Consider the following 13646-nt stretch of genomic DNA (forward strand, 5'->3'; position numbering starts at 1 on the left):
TCATTGCCGAACGATTGCCGAACGCCCCCACCCCACAAACGGTATGAAATTCAAGGAAATCGACGCCTTTCGCGCAGTCATGCGCTCGGGCTCCATGACCGCCGCCGCGAGCGAGCTTTATACGTCGCAACCGAATGTCAGCCGCCTGATTGCGCAGCTCGAAACTACCACCGGCCTGACGCTGTTCACGCGAAGCGCGGGTCGCCTGACCCCGACCGAGGAAGGACTCGCGTTCCTGCGCGAAGTGGATCGCGCCTTCGTTGGTCTCGATGCGCTCAAGGACGCAGCGCGCAATATCCGCCAATTCGGCAAGGGACGGCTGCGGATTGCCACGGTGCCATCGCTGGCCATGACGGTGTTGCCCACCGTGCTGCAGCGCTTTCACGCCGATCATCCCGATGTCTACGTGGCGATGGAAACCGGCAGCACGCAACTGGTGGCCGACTGGGTGGGGAGCCGCTATTGCGACCTCGGCCTGGTGTCCTACCTGCCGCCTGCGGCCGTGACCGAAGCCCAGCCCATCGCCGATGTGGCGGGTTGTTGCGTGCTGCCGCACGGGCATCGGCTTGCGGGTCTCGACGTGATCACCCCGGCCGATCTGGCCGGGGAATCCTTTATCTCGATGACGCATGGCGACGGCCTGCGTGCGTCCATCGACGCCGCCTTTGCCGATGACGACCGGCGCATCATGCACTTCGAGACGCCTTATGGCGCCACCATCTGCCGGATGGTCGCGCTAGGCATGGGGGTGGGCATCGTCAATCCGCTGGTGGCGCGGATGCATGGCAACGACCTCGTCATTCGCCCCTTTGCGCCCCGCATTCCGTTTGTCAGCTACCTGTTGCTGGCGCGCAACCGGCCTGCCAACGTGCTGGTGGAGCGATTCAACGCGCGGATGATCGAAGTCCTCGCCACGGAAACCGGCGCGCTGCCGGGCTGAAACCTGTGTTGATCCTCCCCCCATACGGTTTTCGTATGGACGCCTGACAGACTCGTATTTGCGCAAGTCGGGGCGGCTCCGCATACTCGTCCGAACGATTCAGACGAGTCTCCCCATGACGCATAACAGGGCCGAAGGCCCGCTCCCCCCTCACCGGAGGCCCGACTGATGGCCGGCGCCGCCACTTCCGCCCTGCCGGTCTTCGACGTTGCCGTAGTTGGCGGTGGCCTGGTCGGCTCGGCCATCGCCTACGGACTGCGCGACCGCGTCGGCTCCATCGCCGTGCTCGACGAGGGCGACGTTGCGCTGCGTGCCTCGCGCGGCAATTTCGGGTTGGTCTGGCTGCAGAGCAAGGGCTTCGGCATGGGTGCGTACAGCCGCTGGACGCTTGGTTCCACGCGTCTCTGGCCTGGACTCGCAGACCGTTTGCAGAAGGAAACCGGCATCGATGTGGCGCTCGAACAGAAAGGCGGCCTGACGCCCCTGATGGGCGACTACGAAGTGGAAGCGCGCCTCGCCTGGGTCCAAAAACTCATGGCCCAGCCCGGCGTGGAACCGTACGAGTGGAAGCTGCTCGACCATCATCAAGCCGCATCGCTCGTGCCCGGACTCGGCCCAGACGTGACCGGCGCCATCTGGACGCCGCACGACGGCATCGTCAATCCGCTCAAGCTGCTGCGTGCTTTTCATACAGCGTTCAGCCGGGGCGATGTCCAGTACCTGCCTTTCCACGGCGTGACCGCCATCGTGCAGTCGTCATCGGGCGAGTTCTCGCTGAGCACGCCGAATGGCACGGTGCGCGCCCGCAAGATCGTGCTGGCCTCGGGTTTGCGCAACGGCGAACTGGGTGCGATGGTCGGCATCGACCTGCCCATGGCGCCGCAGCGCGGTCAGATCCTCGTGCTCGAGCGTACGCGCCGTCTGCTCGATACACCACTGGTGACCCTGCGCCAGAACGACGAAGGTAGCTGGCTGGTTGGCGATTCGCAGGAGGATGCGGGCTACGCCGACCAGATCACCACGCTGCCGATCCTGGCCACGCTGGCCGACCGTGCCGTGCGTACCTTGCCCGCCTTGCGCGACGTGCGCGCAGTGCGTGCGTGGTCGGCGCTGCGTGTGCGCGCACAGGATGGCTTTCCGGTTTACGAGCAATCCGCCACGCATCCCGGCGCGTTCATCGTCACCTGCCATAGCGGCGTGACGCTGGCCGCCGCCCATGCAGAGACCCTCGCCCCGATGATCGCCGCTGGCGCGCTGCCGCCGGAGCTGGACATTTTTTCGACCCGGAGATTCCATGTTCAGAAGACTTGACGCCACCGCCGCGCAGGCCGCCGGCCGCACGGTGCGCGTCACCGTGGACGGCGCCACGCTGGAATGCCGCGAGACCGATACCGTCGCCGCCGCCCTGTTCGCCGCCAACGTTGCGGCCTGTCGCGACACCCCCGTATCGGGCGCTGCGCGCGGACCCTTCTGCATGATGGGCGTCTGCTACGACTGCCTCGTCAGCATCGATGGCCGTCCCAACCAGCAAGCCTGCATGACCCGCGTGCGCGATGGCATGCGCGTGGAACGCCAACTCGGCGCACGCGAGGTGGCCGTATGACCATGACGAACCTGCCTCCGCTCGAAACATCTGACATGCTCGAATGCGACCTGCTCGTCGTCGGTGCCGGACCCGCCGGTCTCGCTGCGGCCACGCGTGCCGCCGAACTGGGACTGAGCACGATCCTGCTCGATGAACAACCCGCGCCGGGTGGCCAGATCTATCGCGCCATCAGCACGACGCCAGTGCAGGAGCGCAACATTCTCGGTGCCGATTACTGGCACGGGCTCGACTTGCTAACGCCATTCCAGCGCAGCGGCGCGCAATACCTGGCTTCGGCCACGGTGTGGTCGATCAATCCGCGCGATGCAGAAGCCGATGGCCTGGGTTTCGAAGTGGCTTACTCGGTGACCGGCGCCAGTGCCGATCCGCAAGCGGGACTGCTTCACTGCCGCCACATCATCCTGGCCACTGGTGCGCAGGAGCGCCCCTTCCCGATTCCCGGTTGGACGCTGCCCGGCGTGATCACGGCCGGTGCCGCGCAAATCCTGCTGAAGACATCCGGCGTGGTGCCCGAAGGCCGCACGGTGCTGGCCGGTGGCGGCCCACTGCTGTATTTGCTGGCCTATCAGTACCTCAATGCCGGCGTGAAGATCGACGCGATCCTCGAAACGACGGCCTCCACGCAGTGGCTCCAGGCACTGCCCCACGCCTGGGGATTCCTGCGCTCGGCCTATCTCGGGAAGGGCTTGAAGATGTTGCGCGCGGTGCGCAAGGCCGTGCCGATCATCAGTGGCGTGACGGCGCTCGAAGCTGTGGCCGGTGCCAACGGGCAGGTAGCCGAACTGCGCTACACGGCCGATGGTCAACCTCGCACGATGGCCGTCGACCAGTTGCTGCTGCACCAGGGCGTGGTGCCCAACACGAATCTGTCGCGGGCCGTGGGTGCGGAACATGCATGGAACGAGCGCCAGGACTGCTGGGAGCCTGCCGTCGATGCATGGGGCGCCACATCGGTGCCGCACCTGACCATCGCCGGCGATGGTGCGGGCATTGCGGGTGCGATGGCTGCAGAGCATCGCGGTCGACTCGCCGCCATCCAGGCCGCCGCATCGCTGGGCCGCCTGGACAGCGCAGCACGCGACCGCGAGGCCGCGCCGCATCGGCTCGCCCTCGCCCGCGCTACGCGTGGCCGCGAATTCTTCGAAGTGTTGTATCGCCCGCAGCCGCAATTTCGGCGACCGGTGGGCAACACCATCGTCTGCCGCTGCGAAGAGGCGACCGCCGAGCAAGTGCTAGAAGCCGCTCGCATGGGTTGCCAGGGGCCGAACCAGCTCAAGGCATTCCTGCGCTGCGGCATGGGCCCCTGCCAGGGCCGGTTCTGCGGACTGACGGTGACCGAACTGATCGCCGATGAGCAACAGCGCCATCCGCGCGACGTTGGCTACTACCGCCTGCGTTTCCCGACCAAGCCGGTGACGCTTGGCGAGATCGCAACGTTGCCGCAAACGCAGGCATCGCGCGAAGCCGTAGTACGTTTCAAAAAATAAAGGACGGAGACTGAAGCGAGACCCGGACGGTGACAGCCAGGCACCAGACCTGACGCAGCGCCCGGGCATCTCACCCACCATCCAGCACAGCGACACCCCCGAGAGGACTCTCCCACTTATCTGCAATCTGCATCGAGGATCAACCATGTCGTTTAACAAGATCGTTCCCGCTGTTGCACTGGCGTTGTTTGCCACGCAGGCCCTGTCGCAGGAACTGCCCCCTGCCCCCATCCGCATGCTGGTCGGCTTTGCGCCGGGCGGCGGCAACGATGCCATCGCACGCACCGTCGCCACGCAGTTCCAGATCAACACCAAGACGACGATGGTGGTGGAGAACAAGCCCGGCGGCGGCAGCACTATCGCCACGGCCGAAATGGCGCGCGCCAAGCCCGATGGTTCGGTGCTGCTGCTGGGCTCGGTAGGCGGACAAGCCATCGCGCCATCCGTCTACAGCAAGCTGCCCTACGACCCGGTCAAGGGGGTGCAGCCCGTGTCGCTCGTGGCGAAATCCGCCAACGCGCTGGTCGTCAACGCCGCGCTGCCGGTCAAGAACGTGCAGGAGTTGCTGGCCTATGCCAAGGCCCATCCCGGCGAACTGAACGTGGCCTCGCCCGGCAACGGCACGATCTCGCACCTGTCCGCCGAACTGTTCAAGAGCATGGCTGGAGTCTTCATCACCCACATCCCGTATCGCGGCGACGCCCCGGCGATGCAGGACGTGATGGCCGGCCAGGCCCAGATGACCTTTGCGAGCCTGCCCTCCGCCAAGGCCGGTGTGGATAGCGGCAAGGTGCGCATCCTGGCAGTGACCAGCGCCAAGCGCGTGGCGACGATGCCGAACGTGCCCACCGTGGCGGAATCCGGCGTGCCGGGCTATGAAGTGGTGTCGTGGTACGGCGTGTTCACCACGGGCGGCACGCCCATGCCGACGGTCAACCGTCTGGCGCAGGAGATTGCCGCCGTACTCGCGCAACCCAACATCCGCGAGACCATCACCAAGCAGGGCATGGAACCCAGCGCGCTGGGGCCGAACGAGTTCTCCCAGATGGTGAACAAGGATTCGCAGAAATGGGAAAAGGTGGTGAAGACCGTCGGCATCAAGCTCGACTGACCTGCCTGTGAGATGGAATCTGTGAAGTCGAATTCGTGAAGCCGAATTTGTGAAGCGGTACTGCACGGGCGCCTTGGTGGCGCCCGTTTTTTATCGATTCAATGCACCGTATCGCCGCGAATCAGCAGTACTGGCTTGGCCGACTTGGCCACCACGCCTTCGGACACGCTGCCCATGATCATGCGTCGCACACCGCGTCGACCGTGTGTGCCCATCACCACCAGTTCGGCAGGCCATTGCTCGGCATGGCTGACGATGGTGCCCGAGATGTCGCCCGGCGACACCGGCTTCTCGGCCAGTTCCGTCAAGGCACGCACCCCGGCGTTTTCGAAGCGGCGCGCGGCGCGGGCCAGGGCCTGTTGACCTACCTCAAGCATGCCGCGCAGCACCTCTTGCGGGTTGACGTAGGCCGGTTCGAAGAAAAACTCGCTGTCATCCACCACGAACAGGATCTTGACCTCCGCGCCCAGTTCCTTGGCCAGGCCCACAGCCTGGAAGATGGCCTGCTCGGACGATGGACCACCGTCTATGGCGATCAGAATGCGCTTGTACATGGAGCAATCCTCACTGTGATGTTGTCGTGTTGAAGACAGCATAGGCGCGCACAGCGCGCAGCGATTGACATGAATCAAGTCATCGCGCAATCGCAGAATCTTTATTTTCAGCAAGTGCAACATAACGGACGCAACCGCGTCATCGGCTAGGATATGCGACGGAGACACTCTTTCGACGCCATGCCAATGACTGTTGCCACGCACGCCACGCAATCCATTCCCGCTAACGCTACCCGCAAGACTCCCCGCTCAAGGGCGTCTTCCGTCGTGTCCCTGCGCCAGCTCGGCGCGGCATTGGTGCTCTGCGGCGCCGCGAGTGCCTGGGCCCAGCAGACGCCGCCGGCCCCGCTGTGGCTCGTCGATGGACATCCATCGCAGGCCGCACAGGCTGCCATCAAGACGCTGGCCGGCGCCAGTGCCGACGGCCTCGAACCGGCTGACTACGGCGCCGAGGCGCTGCAGCGCACGCTGACGCAGGCAATCAACGGCCCCGCGCCGTCGCCCGAGGCCATGCAGCGCTTCGATGCATCGCTGACCACGGCGATGATCCGCTACCTGTCCGATCTGCACGTGGGCCGGGTCGATCCGCGCAAGGTCCATGCAAATTTTGCAAAGACCGCGCCCGCGCCGTTCGACGCCGAAGCCTATCTGCGGCAGGCGATCGCCGCGAACCGGCTTGTCGAAGGTTTGCGAGAGGCGGCGCCATCGTTCCCACTCTACGGCACGTTGCGCGATGCGCTGGCGCGCTACCGCACATTGGCCAAGCTGCCTGACTGGGAAACCGCGCTACCGCCTCTGCCCGGCAGCAAGCTCAAGGCGGGCGATACCTACAAGGGGCTGCCGCAGTTGTCGCAACGGCTGGAAGCGCTCGGAGACTTGCCGAAGGACACGCCCGTGCCTGCACGCTACGAAGGCGCGATCGTCGATGCGGTCAAGGCTTTCCAGACGCGCCATGCGCTCGAAGCCGATGGTGTGATCGGCGCGGGCACGCTGGCACAACTCAACGTTTCTCCCGCGGCACGCGTGCAACAGATCGAACTGACGATGGAACGCGCGCGATGGACCCCGCTTGCCGAGGGTCCGCGCATGATCGTGGTCAATGTTCCTGAATTCATGCTGCGCGCTTATGAATATCAACCTGAGAGCGGCGGCAAGCTCGACATCAAGCTTGAGATGAAGGTGATCGTCGGCAAGGCGCTGGACACCCGCACGCCGCTGTTTGCCGAGGACATGCGCTACATCGAGTTCAGCCCGTACTGGAACGTGCCGTCGTCAATCGCCAAGAAGGAAATCATTCCGAAGCTGCAACGCGATCCGAGCTATCTGACTCGGCAAGGTTTCGAGTTCGTGTCTGGCAGCACGGCCAGCACCACCGTGAGTCCGGCGAGTCTGGACGCCGTGCTCAATGGGCAGTCGCGCATCCGCCAGCGACCGGGGCCGCTCAATGCGCTGGGCGACATCAAGTTCGTTTTTCCGAACAACCAGGCCATCTATCTGCACCACACGCCGTCGCCGCAACTGTTCAAGCGAGACCGACGCGATTTCAGCCATGGCTGCATCCGCGTGGAGGCACCCGTCGAACTGGCGAAGTTCGCGATGCAGGGCATGCCCGAATGGACGGAGCCGCGCATCCGTGAGGCAATGACGGCTGGCAAATCGAAGACCGTGGCACTCCAGCATCCCATTCCCGTGGTGCTGGCGTATGGCACGGCCATCGCTCGCGCCGACGGACGGGTACACTTCGTCCCTGACATCTACGGTCAGGACAAACTGCTGGACCAGGCGCTGCGGCAACGCGCTGGGGCCAGACCTGCCGCACGGCCCTCCTGAATGCCGCACCCGTTGTAAAAGTTTCCATGTCCGAATCCAGCTTCAACCCGCGTCGCCGTTTTTTGCATTGCGCCAGCGCCATCGCGCTCGGCGCAGGGCTCTCCACCCTGGCGCCACGCAACGCGCTGGCAGCAATCGGGCCCGACGCCCGGTCGCTGTCGTTTGATCACACGCACACTGGCGAGCATCTCGCGCTCGTCTTCGCCCGCGGCGATGACGTCCTGCCGCAAGCGCAGCAGTCGCTGAATCATTTCCTGCGCGATCACTACTCCGGCACCGTCGGCCAGATCGATCCCACGCTGTTCGGCGTACTATTCGCCCTGCGCCAGGAACTGAAAACCGACACCCCGTTCCAGGTCATCTCGGGTTACCGCTGCCCCGCCACGAACGACCGCCTGCGTCGTACACGCGCGGGTGGCGTCGCAAAACGAAGCCTGCACATGGATGGCATGGCCATCGACATCCGTTTGCCCGGTGTAGCGCTCGCAGACCTGCGCGACGCCGCCGAATCGCTTCAGGCGGGCGGCGTGGGCTTCTACAAGTCGGATAATTTTGTGCACATCGATACGGGACGGGTACGGCGCTGGGGGTGAAATGGGCAATGGCTGGATGACAGTTCGATGAAACAAATGTCGAGCTAAACATCCAACCAAGTGCATCAAAGTACATATTTCCGCAACATTGTTTGATCAAACTGCGTCCTTTTCGACGGCCATTGCCGTCTTTTAAGGACCCAGCATGTCTTTCTCCACCCCCGGAATGCCCTCGGCCATCGCGGTCGCCTGTTTTGCCCTGCTGCTCGGCGCCTGTGGCGGCGATGACAACAACACTACGCAGAGCAGTGGCACGACGACCACGCCGCTGGCCGTGCCTGCCGCGCCGGCAGATCCGGCTTTCGTGGATAGCGCGCCCGTCAAAGCTTCGGTGACCCCGTTTGTGGACGACATCGCGTCGAACCAGCGCGGTGTAGCGAAGTACGCCACGCTGGAGACGAATTCCGGTGTGCGGCTGATGGAAGGATTCCTGAACGTGTGGGAGCCGCTGACGCGTATCGTCGATGCCGCGCAGACGGCGCCGGCTGACGGCGCGTTCCCGGCGGTGGTGGCTTCGTCATGGACGGGCTTGCCAGGCGATGGCACCCCGGGCGGCACGGTGGTCAACGCTGCCATCCACAACGCGAACGTCCAGTACGTGATCGACGCCACCACGGCACGCACGGCTGCGCAGGCCGAGGCTGCCTACTACGACGACCGCCGCGGCAAGAACTACAGCGTGACCGATGGCATGGGTCCGCTCACTGCTGCATGGCGCGCCGCCGCCCAGCAGACCACCACGATCACGAGCATCCCGGCTGACGCCACAACCATCAAGTACGACGATGGCGGCAACAACGTCGGTGTGGCCGGCTCTGCCAATGCCACGTTCGGCGATGTGATCACGATGGTCAACAAGGTTGGCGACAATGCCTCGACCGAGCCGAACAAGCGCTTCTACAAGTACGCACGTCCGTACCGCTGGAGCAGCAGCGTGGTGGTGGCGCCGACCCTGGTGCCGGCTATCAGCCCGACTCCCAACAACGACGGCGGCTTTGTCAGCGGCCATACCGCCGAAGCGCTGCGCAATGCCGTGGTCATGGCCTACCTGGTGCCGGAACGCTTCCAGGAAATGCTCACGCGCGGCATGGAACTCGGTGAGAACCGCATCCTCGCCGGCATGCATTCGCCGCTCGACGTTATCGGCGGCCGTATGCTCGGCATTGCTTCGGCTGCCGCCAACCTGTACATCCCGGCCAACGCCGCGCTGAAGGCCAGCGCTTATACGCAGGCCCACACGGCGCTGATGGCCGCCACGGGCACCACGCCGGCCACCTTCCGCACGTTCGCGCAGTCGGGCACGGCGGCCAATGACCGCTTCACCGACTACGCCACCAACAAGGCCAACTTCAATCGCCGCATGACGTTCGGCTTCCCGCAGATCGGCTCGGCCACGCTGGAGCCGGTCGTACCCAAGGGGGCGGAAGTCATGCTGGAAACCCGTTTCCCGTACCTGAGCGCCGATCAACGCCGCGTGGTGCTGAAGACCACTGAGATTGCTTCGGGTTATCCGGTCATGGACGATGCCGAAGGCTGGGGCCGCCTGAACCTGTTCGCTGCTGGCGATGGTTACGGCGCCTTCAACGGCAATGTCGTGGTGACGATGGATGCCACGCTCGGCGGCTTCCACGCGGCCGACCTCTGGCGCAACAACATCGGCGGCTCGGGCAAGTTCACGCTCAAGGGCACCGGCAACCTGAAGCTCGGCGGCGCCAACACGTATTCCGGCGGCACGCAGGTGGCAGGCGGCGCGCTCGAAGCGGCTTCGGTGAATGCCTTCGGCACGGGCGATGTCTACCTCGGCGCCGGCTCCGTCATCATCAACGCCCCGGCCAGCGTGGCCATCGCCGGCAAGTACACCCAACTGGCAAACACCACGCTCGACCTGCGCGTGGGCCCCAACGGCCAGGGCCGCATGACCGTGGCTGGCCTGACGACGATTGCTGGCGGCACGCTGCGCGTGGCGTTCGTCAACGGGTATGCGCCGAAGGCCGGCGATACCGTCGCCATCATGACGGGCAGCAGCATCAAGGGCCAGTTCACCGCCGTGGCCGTAGATGGCTACAAGGTCACGCCGATCTACACGGCCAATGGCGTGCAGGTGCGCATCGACGGCTAATGAAGCGGTAGCGATAAAAGCGCGCGGTGCTCAGCCGCGCGCTTCCCGCCGCACTGCCTGCGGCGGCAACCCAAATCCGCGCACGAACGCCTCGCGCAGGTGACGGCGATCCCGGAAACCGGTTTCCTTTGCCACCACGTCCAGTGGATGGCGACTCTGCTCGATCATCAGCCGCGCCGCCTCCAGCCGCAGTTTCTCGATGGCTTTGGCCGGTGGCTGTCCTGTCTCGGCCGTAAACACGCGGCTGAACTGGCGCGGACTCAGATGCACGGACTCGGCCAGATCTTCCACAGTCAGGGGCCGATGCAGATTCTTGCGCGCGAACTCGAGCGCACTCTGGATGCGGTCGGACTTCGGCGCAAGCTCCAGCAACTCGGAATGCTGCGACTGCCCGCCTGACCGGCGCTGGTACATCACCAGCTTGTGCGCCACGGAGCGCGCCATCTCGGCACCGAAATCCTTCTCCACCATCGCCAGTGCCAGATCCAGACCAGCGGTCATCCCGGCCGAGGTCCAGATCGGCCCATCGACGATGTGGATGCGGTCCTCTTCCACGCGAACGTCGGGATGCAGCCGCTGCAAATCGCGCGCAAATGCCCAATGCGTGGTGGCACGGCGTCCAGCCAGAAGGCCGGATTCCGCCAGCACAAACGCGCCCGTGCAGATCGACGCCACACGACGCGCCTTGCCCGCCACCTTTCCCACGAACTCGCGCATCGGCCCGGTACTCTGGGTGGCAACCGGATCGCCCACACCGGCCACGATCCAGGTGTCCACGGCCAGGCGCATGCTGGCGGGCCGCGTCTCCACAGCCATGCCAAGCGATGACCGCAGCATGCCGCCCTGTATCGAGTAGTTCTCGATCCGGTATATCGGCTCGCCCAGCGACAGATTGGTGTACTCGAAGACGGCTTGTGCGGCCAGCGTCATGACCTGGAAGCCATCCGGCAAAAGAAATCCAACGCGATGCATGACGAACCTCCAGAAAGGCGATGACCGGCGATGACCGAAAACATGACTATATACGTCATTTCAGTCACGCGCTCCCTCCCCTACCATGCTTCACATGGATGCCCCGCATCCGAACTACCTTGAACCCCAAGCATGGAGTCTCGATCATGACGCAGCAAACCAGCACGCAACACCTGGGCACCGCACTTGTTACCGGCGCATCGTCGGGCATCGGCGCCATCTACGCCGACCGACTCGCCCGCCGCGGCTATGACCTGATCCTGGTGGCCCGCAGCCGCGACAAGCTCGACGCCCTCGCACGCCGCATTTCCGACGAGACCGGCCGCGCCGTGGAAGTGCTGCCCGCCGACCTCAACGACCGCGCCTCGCTTGCCAACGTCGAAGACAAGCTGCGTACCGACGCCAGCATCACGCTGCTCGTCAACAACGCCGGCATCGGCACGCATACTCCGTTGCTCGACAGTGATGTGGAACAGATGACGCGCATGATCGAACTGAACGTGACGGCGCTGACGCGCCTGACGTATGCCGCCGCGCCGGGCTTCGTCGCACGCGGCAAGGGCGCGTTCATCAACATCGCGTCGATTGTCGGCATCGCGCCGGAAGTGCTTAACGGTGTGTACGGCGCCAGCAAGGCCTACGTGCAGGCCTTCAGCCAGTCACTGCATCACGAACTCGCCAGCAAGGGTGTGCGCGTGCAGGCCGTGCTGCCGGGCGCAACGGCGACGGACTTCTGGGAAACCGGCGGCCTGCCGGTGGAACACCTCGACCAATCAATCGTGATGCCTGCGGCCGATATGGTAGATGCGGCGCTGGTTGGCTTCGAACGTGGTGAACTCATCACGATCCCGTCGCTGCACGCGATCGAGCACTGGCAAGCTTATGAGGCAGCGCGTCAGGCAATGTCCGGGGTGCTGTCGCAAAACACCCCGGCGCCGCGCTACCTCGCGTGAACCTCGCCGGCATACGGCTCAACTGCTTGACGCCGATGATCGCCTCTCCCGCTTGCGGGAGAGGCGATCATCGCAACCCTTACCCCCGCTCCTTCCCCGCCGCCCTCTCCAGCATCGCTTCACCAATCTCCGTTTTGCCCAGCGCCACCAGCGCCTCGCCCGGCCCGCGGATATCCCTTGCCTCCTTGTGCTGGCCGAGCTTTGCCTTGCCCTCCATCCGCGTGATTTCGACTTCGATGCCGACGATGGACTTGACCATCGTGTCGATGAAATCGCTCGGGGCATCCGACATGCGCCACGGTTTGGGCTGCGTCGCTTCGTGCGTACGGGTCAACCGCGCCACCACGCCGCGCACGTAGCGTTCGTCGTCGTGGATCGTGATGCGGCCATGGGCGTGGACGACCTGATAGTTCCAGGTGGGCACCTGCTTGTGGGCTTCGTGCTTGCTCGGATACCAGTTCGGCGAGATATAGGCATCGCCGGCACGGAAGATCACCATGACTTCGGCGCCATTCGCCACGTCCTGCCAGACCGGATTGGCGCGCGCGACGTGGGCCTTGAGCAGACCGTGCGTGCCGTGGCTGGCTTCGAGTTCGAACGGGATGTGATTGGCGTCGAGACCACTCTTGCCGTGGGTGACCAGCGTGCCGAACGGATGACTGGCGATCAGGGCGTGCATCGCCTCGGGGGTGGCGATCTCGAAATGGGCGGGGATATACATGGCGGACAGCGTTCTGTGTGTTCTAGGGACGGGAGCCATTTTGCAAGCAAACTGGCTTGTCGCACAGGGCCAGTTTGTGGCAGATTTGCCGGACCACTTTCGCCCCACCCTGGTCGCCATCCGGCCCCATCGCCTATCTTGAAAGACACGCCGCGATGGAGCCGTCCTCATGCCAACCCGCCGTCACCTGCTATGCGCCCTGCCCGCTATCTGGCTGTCGATGGCTTTCACGCCGGCCCGCGCGCAGACCACCGCTTTGCCGGCGGCGCTAGGAAAGCCGGGCACATTGTTGGTCCTGCGCCACGCTCGTGCGCCGGGTGTAGGCGATCCTGATCATTTCAAGCCCGGCGACTGTGCGACGCAGCGCAATCTCGACGCAGAAGGCCGCAGCCAGGCGAAGCTGCTGGGCGAGCGCCTCAAAGCCGCAGGGTTCCGTCCCACGTTCATCGCAAGCAGCGCGTGGTGCCGTTGCCAGGACACCGCGCAGTTGATGAACCTCGGACCGGTGCGAACCGAGCCGCTACTGAACTCGTTCTTCAATGCCGACCGCGCCACGCGCGATGCGCAGATGCAAAAACTATCCCGCTACATCGATGGACTCGATCCGCGTGGCGGCCCCTATCTGTTCGTGACACATCAGGTTGTCATCACGGCGCTCACCGGACACAACGCTGAAAGTGCCGGGGGCGTGCTGATTGAACTGCCGGCCAAGGGCGACGTGAAGAAGGCCACGGAGTTTCCTGCGCTGACCTCCTGAAGC

The 13646-nt window shown here is 64.6% G+C and carries 13 protein-coding genes; 10 read left to right on the plus strand and 3 right to left on the minus strand.

The features are described from left to right. Positions 1-43 precede the first annotated feature (43 nt). The 5 genes from GA566_RS20115 to GA566_RS20135 all read left to right on the plus strand — a co-directional run bounded on the left by GA566_RS20115 (position 44) and on the right by GA566_RS20135 (position 5144). Positions 44-940, plus strand: a complete 897-nt coding sequence (locus tag GA566_RS20115; RefSeq protein ID WP_160473832.1) for a LysR substrate-binding domain-containing protein — start codon at positions 44-46, stop codon at positions 938-940. A gap of 168 nt (positions 941-1108) precedes the next feature. Next, a complete protein-coding gene (locus GA566_RS20120) occupies positions 1109-2251 on the plus strand; it encodes an FAD-binding oxidoreductase (protein WP_160473833.1) in 1143 nt (380 codons plus the stop codon). Then, positions 2235-2543, plus strand: a complete 309-nt coding sequence (locus GA566_RS33290; RefSeq protein ID WP_160473834.1) for a (2Fe-2S)-binding protein — start codon at positions 2235-2237, stop codon at positions 2541-2543. The genes GA566_RS20120 and GA566_RS33290 overlap by 17 nt, the downstream gene beginning before the upstream one ends. After that, positions 2540-4033: an NAD(P)/FAD-dependent oxidoreductase gene (locus tag GA566_RS20130; protein WP_237380522.1), complete on the plus strand. Its 1494-nt coding sequence runs from the start codon at positions 2540-2542 to the stop codon at positions 4031-4033. Before GA566_RS33290 ends, GA566_RS20130 begins: the two co-directional genes overlap by 4 nt. Before the next feature lie 145 nt (positions 4034-4178). Next, complete coding sequence (locus GA566_RS20135) at positions 4179-5144, plus strand: tripartite tricarboxylate transporter substrate binding protein (RefSeq protein WP_237380524.1); 966 nt, start codon at positions 4179-4181, stop codon at positions 5142-5144. 98 nt (positions 5145-5242) lie between these two features. On the opposite strand, the gene GA566_RS20140 is transcribed toward GA566_RS20135, so the two are convergent. After that, a complete protein-coding gene (locus GA566_RS20140) occupies positions 5243-5698 on the minus strand; it encodes a universal stress protein (protein WP_137925555.1) in 456 nt (151 codons plus the stop codon). A gap of 180 nt (positions 5699-5878) precedes the next feature. Here GA566_RS20140 and GA566_RS20145 point away from each other — a divergent pair, with 180 nt between their 5' ends. The 3 genes from GA566_RS20145 (at position 5879) to GA566_RS20155 (ending at position 10240) form a co-directional block, all read left to right on the plus strand. Continuing rightward, positions 5879-7528 (plus strand): murein L,D-transpeptidase, encoded by a 1650-nt coding sequence (locus tag GA566_RS20145; RefSeq protein WP_370459331.1) that lies wholly within the window; start codon positions 5879-5881, stop codon positions 7526-7528. A gap of 26 nt (positions 7529-7554) precedes the next feature. After that, positions 7555-8121, plus strand: coding sequence for a DUF882 domain-containing protein (locus tag GA566_RS20150; RefSeq protein ID WP_137925553.1), 567 nt, complete (start codon positions 7555-7557; stop codon positions 8119-8121). A 145-nt stretch (positions 8122-8266) separates the two neighbouring features. Continuing rightward, a complete protein-coding gene (locus GA566_RS20155) occupies positions 8267-10240 on the plus strand; it encodes a phosphatase PAP2 family protein (RefSeq protein WP_160473836.1) in 1974 nt (657 codons plus the stop codon). Positions 10241-10270: 30 nt separating this feature from the next. Here the strand turns inward: GA566_RS20155 and GA566_RS20160 are convergent, their stop codons facing one another. Continuing rightward, on the minus strand, positions 10271-11212 hold the full coding sequence (locus GA566_RS20160; protein WP_160473837.1) for a GlxA family transcriptional regulator: 942 nt from the start codon (positions 11210-11212) through the stop codon (positions 10271-10273). 146 nt (positions 11213-11358) lie between these two features. On the opposite strand from GA566_RS20160, the gene GA566_RS20165 reads away from it, so the two are divergent. Then, positions 11359-12165, plus strand: coding sequence for an SDR family oxidoreductase (locus GA566_RS20165; RefSeq protein ID WP_160473838.1), 807 nt, complete (start codon positions 11359-11361; stop codon positions 12163-12165). Positions 12166-12244: 79 nt separating this feature from the next. Here the strand turns inward: GA566_RS20165 and GA566_RS20170 are convergent, their stop codons facing one another. Next, the gene (locus GA566_RS20170; protein ID WP_160473839.1) at positions 12245-12886 is read right to left on the minus strand and encodes an FMN-binding negative transcriptional regulator; all 642 of its coding nucleotides are present in this window, start codon (positions 12884-12886) and stop codon (positions 12245-12247) included. Positions 12887-13055: 169 nt separating this feature from the next. On the opposite strand from GA566_RS20170, the gene GA566_RS20175 reads away from it, so the two are divergent. Continuing rightward, positions 13056-13643, plus strand: a complete 588-nt coding sequence (locus GA566_RS20175) for a histidine phosphatase family protein (protein WP_160473840.1) — start codon at positions 13056-13058, stop codon at positions 13641-13643. Positions 13644-13646: the final 3 nt, after the last annotated feature.

The sequence above is a fragment of the Cupriavidus sp. SW-Y-13 genome (assembly GCF_009793345.1).
GTDB lineage: Bacteria > Pseudomonadota > Gammaproteobacteria > Burkholderiales > Burkholderiaceae > Cupriavidus.

What these genes read in the sequence shown, in the direction of transcription:
- GA566_RS20160 (WP_160473837.1), bottom strand. Translation starts at nt 11,212, where the DNA reads ATGCATCGCGTTGGATTTCTTTTGCCGGATGGCTTCCAGGTCATGACG.
- GA566_RS20165 (WP_160473838.1), top strand. Translation starts at nt 11,359, where the DNA reads ATGACGCAGCAAACCAGCACGCAACACCTGGGCACCGCACTTGTTACC.
- GA566_RS20140 (WP_137925555.1), bottom strand. Translation starts at nt 5,698, where the DNA reads ATGTACAAGCGCATTCTGATCGCCATAGACGGTGGTCCATCGTCCGAG.
- GA566_RS20135 (WP_237380524.1), top strand. Translation starts at nt 4,179, where the DNA reads ATGTCGTTTAACAAGATCGTTCCCGCTGTTGCACTGGCGTTGTTTGCC.
- GA566_RS20130 (WP_237380522.1), top strand. Translation starts at nt 2,540, where the DNA reads ATGACCATGACGAACCTGCCTCCGCTCGAAACATCTGACATGCTCGAA.
- GA566_RS33290 (WP_160473834.1), top strand. Translation starts at nt 2,235, where the DNA reads ATGTTCAGAAGACTTGACGCCACCGCCGCGCAGGCCGCCGGCCGCACG.
- GA566_RS20175 (WP_160473840.1), top strand. Translation starts at nt 13,056, where the DNA reads ATGCCAACCCGCCGTCACCTGCTATGCGCCCTGCCCGCTATCTGGCTG.
- GA566_RS20120 (WP_160473833.1), top strand. Translation starts at nt 1,109, where the DNA reads ATGGCCGGCGCCGCCACTTCCGCCCTGCCGGTCTTCGACGTTGCCGTA.
- GA566_RS20170 (WP_160473839.1), bottom strand. Translation starts at nt 12,886, where the DNA reads ATGTATATCCCCGCCCATTTCGAGATCGCCACCCCCGAGGCGATGCAC.
- GA566_RS20155 (WP_160473836.1), top strand. Translation starts at nt 8,267, where the DNA reads ATGTCTTTCTCCACCCCCGGAATGCCCTCGGCCATCGCGGTCGCCTGT.
- GA566_RS20145 (WP_370459331.1), top strand. Translation starts at nt 5,879, where the DNA reads ATGCCAATGACTGTTGCCACGCACGCCACGCAATCCATTCCCGCTAAC.
- GA566_RS20150 (WP_137925553.1), top strand. Translation starts at nt 7,555, where the DNA reads ATGTCCGAATCCAGCTTCAACCCGCGTCGCCGTTTTTTGCATTGCGCC.
- GA566_RS20115 (WP_160473832.1), top strand. Translation starts at nt 44, where the DNA reads ATGAAATTCAAGGAAATCGACGCCTTTCGCGCAGTCATGCGCTCGGGC.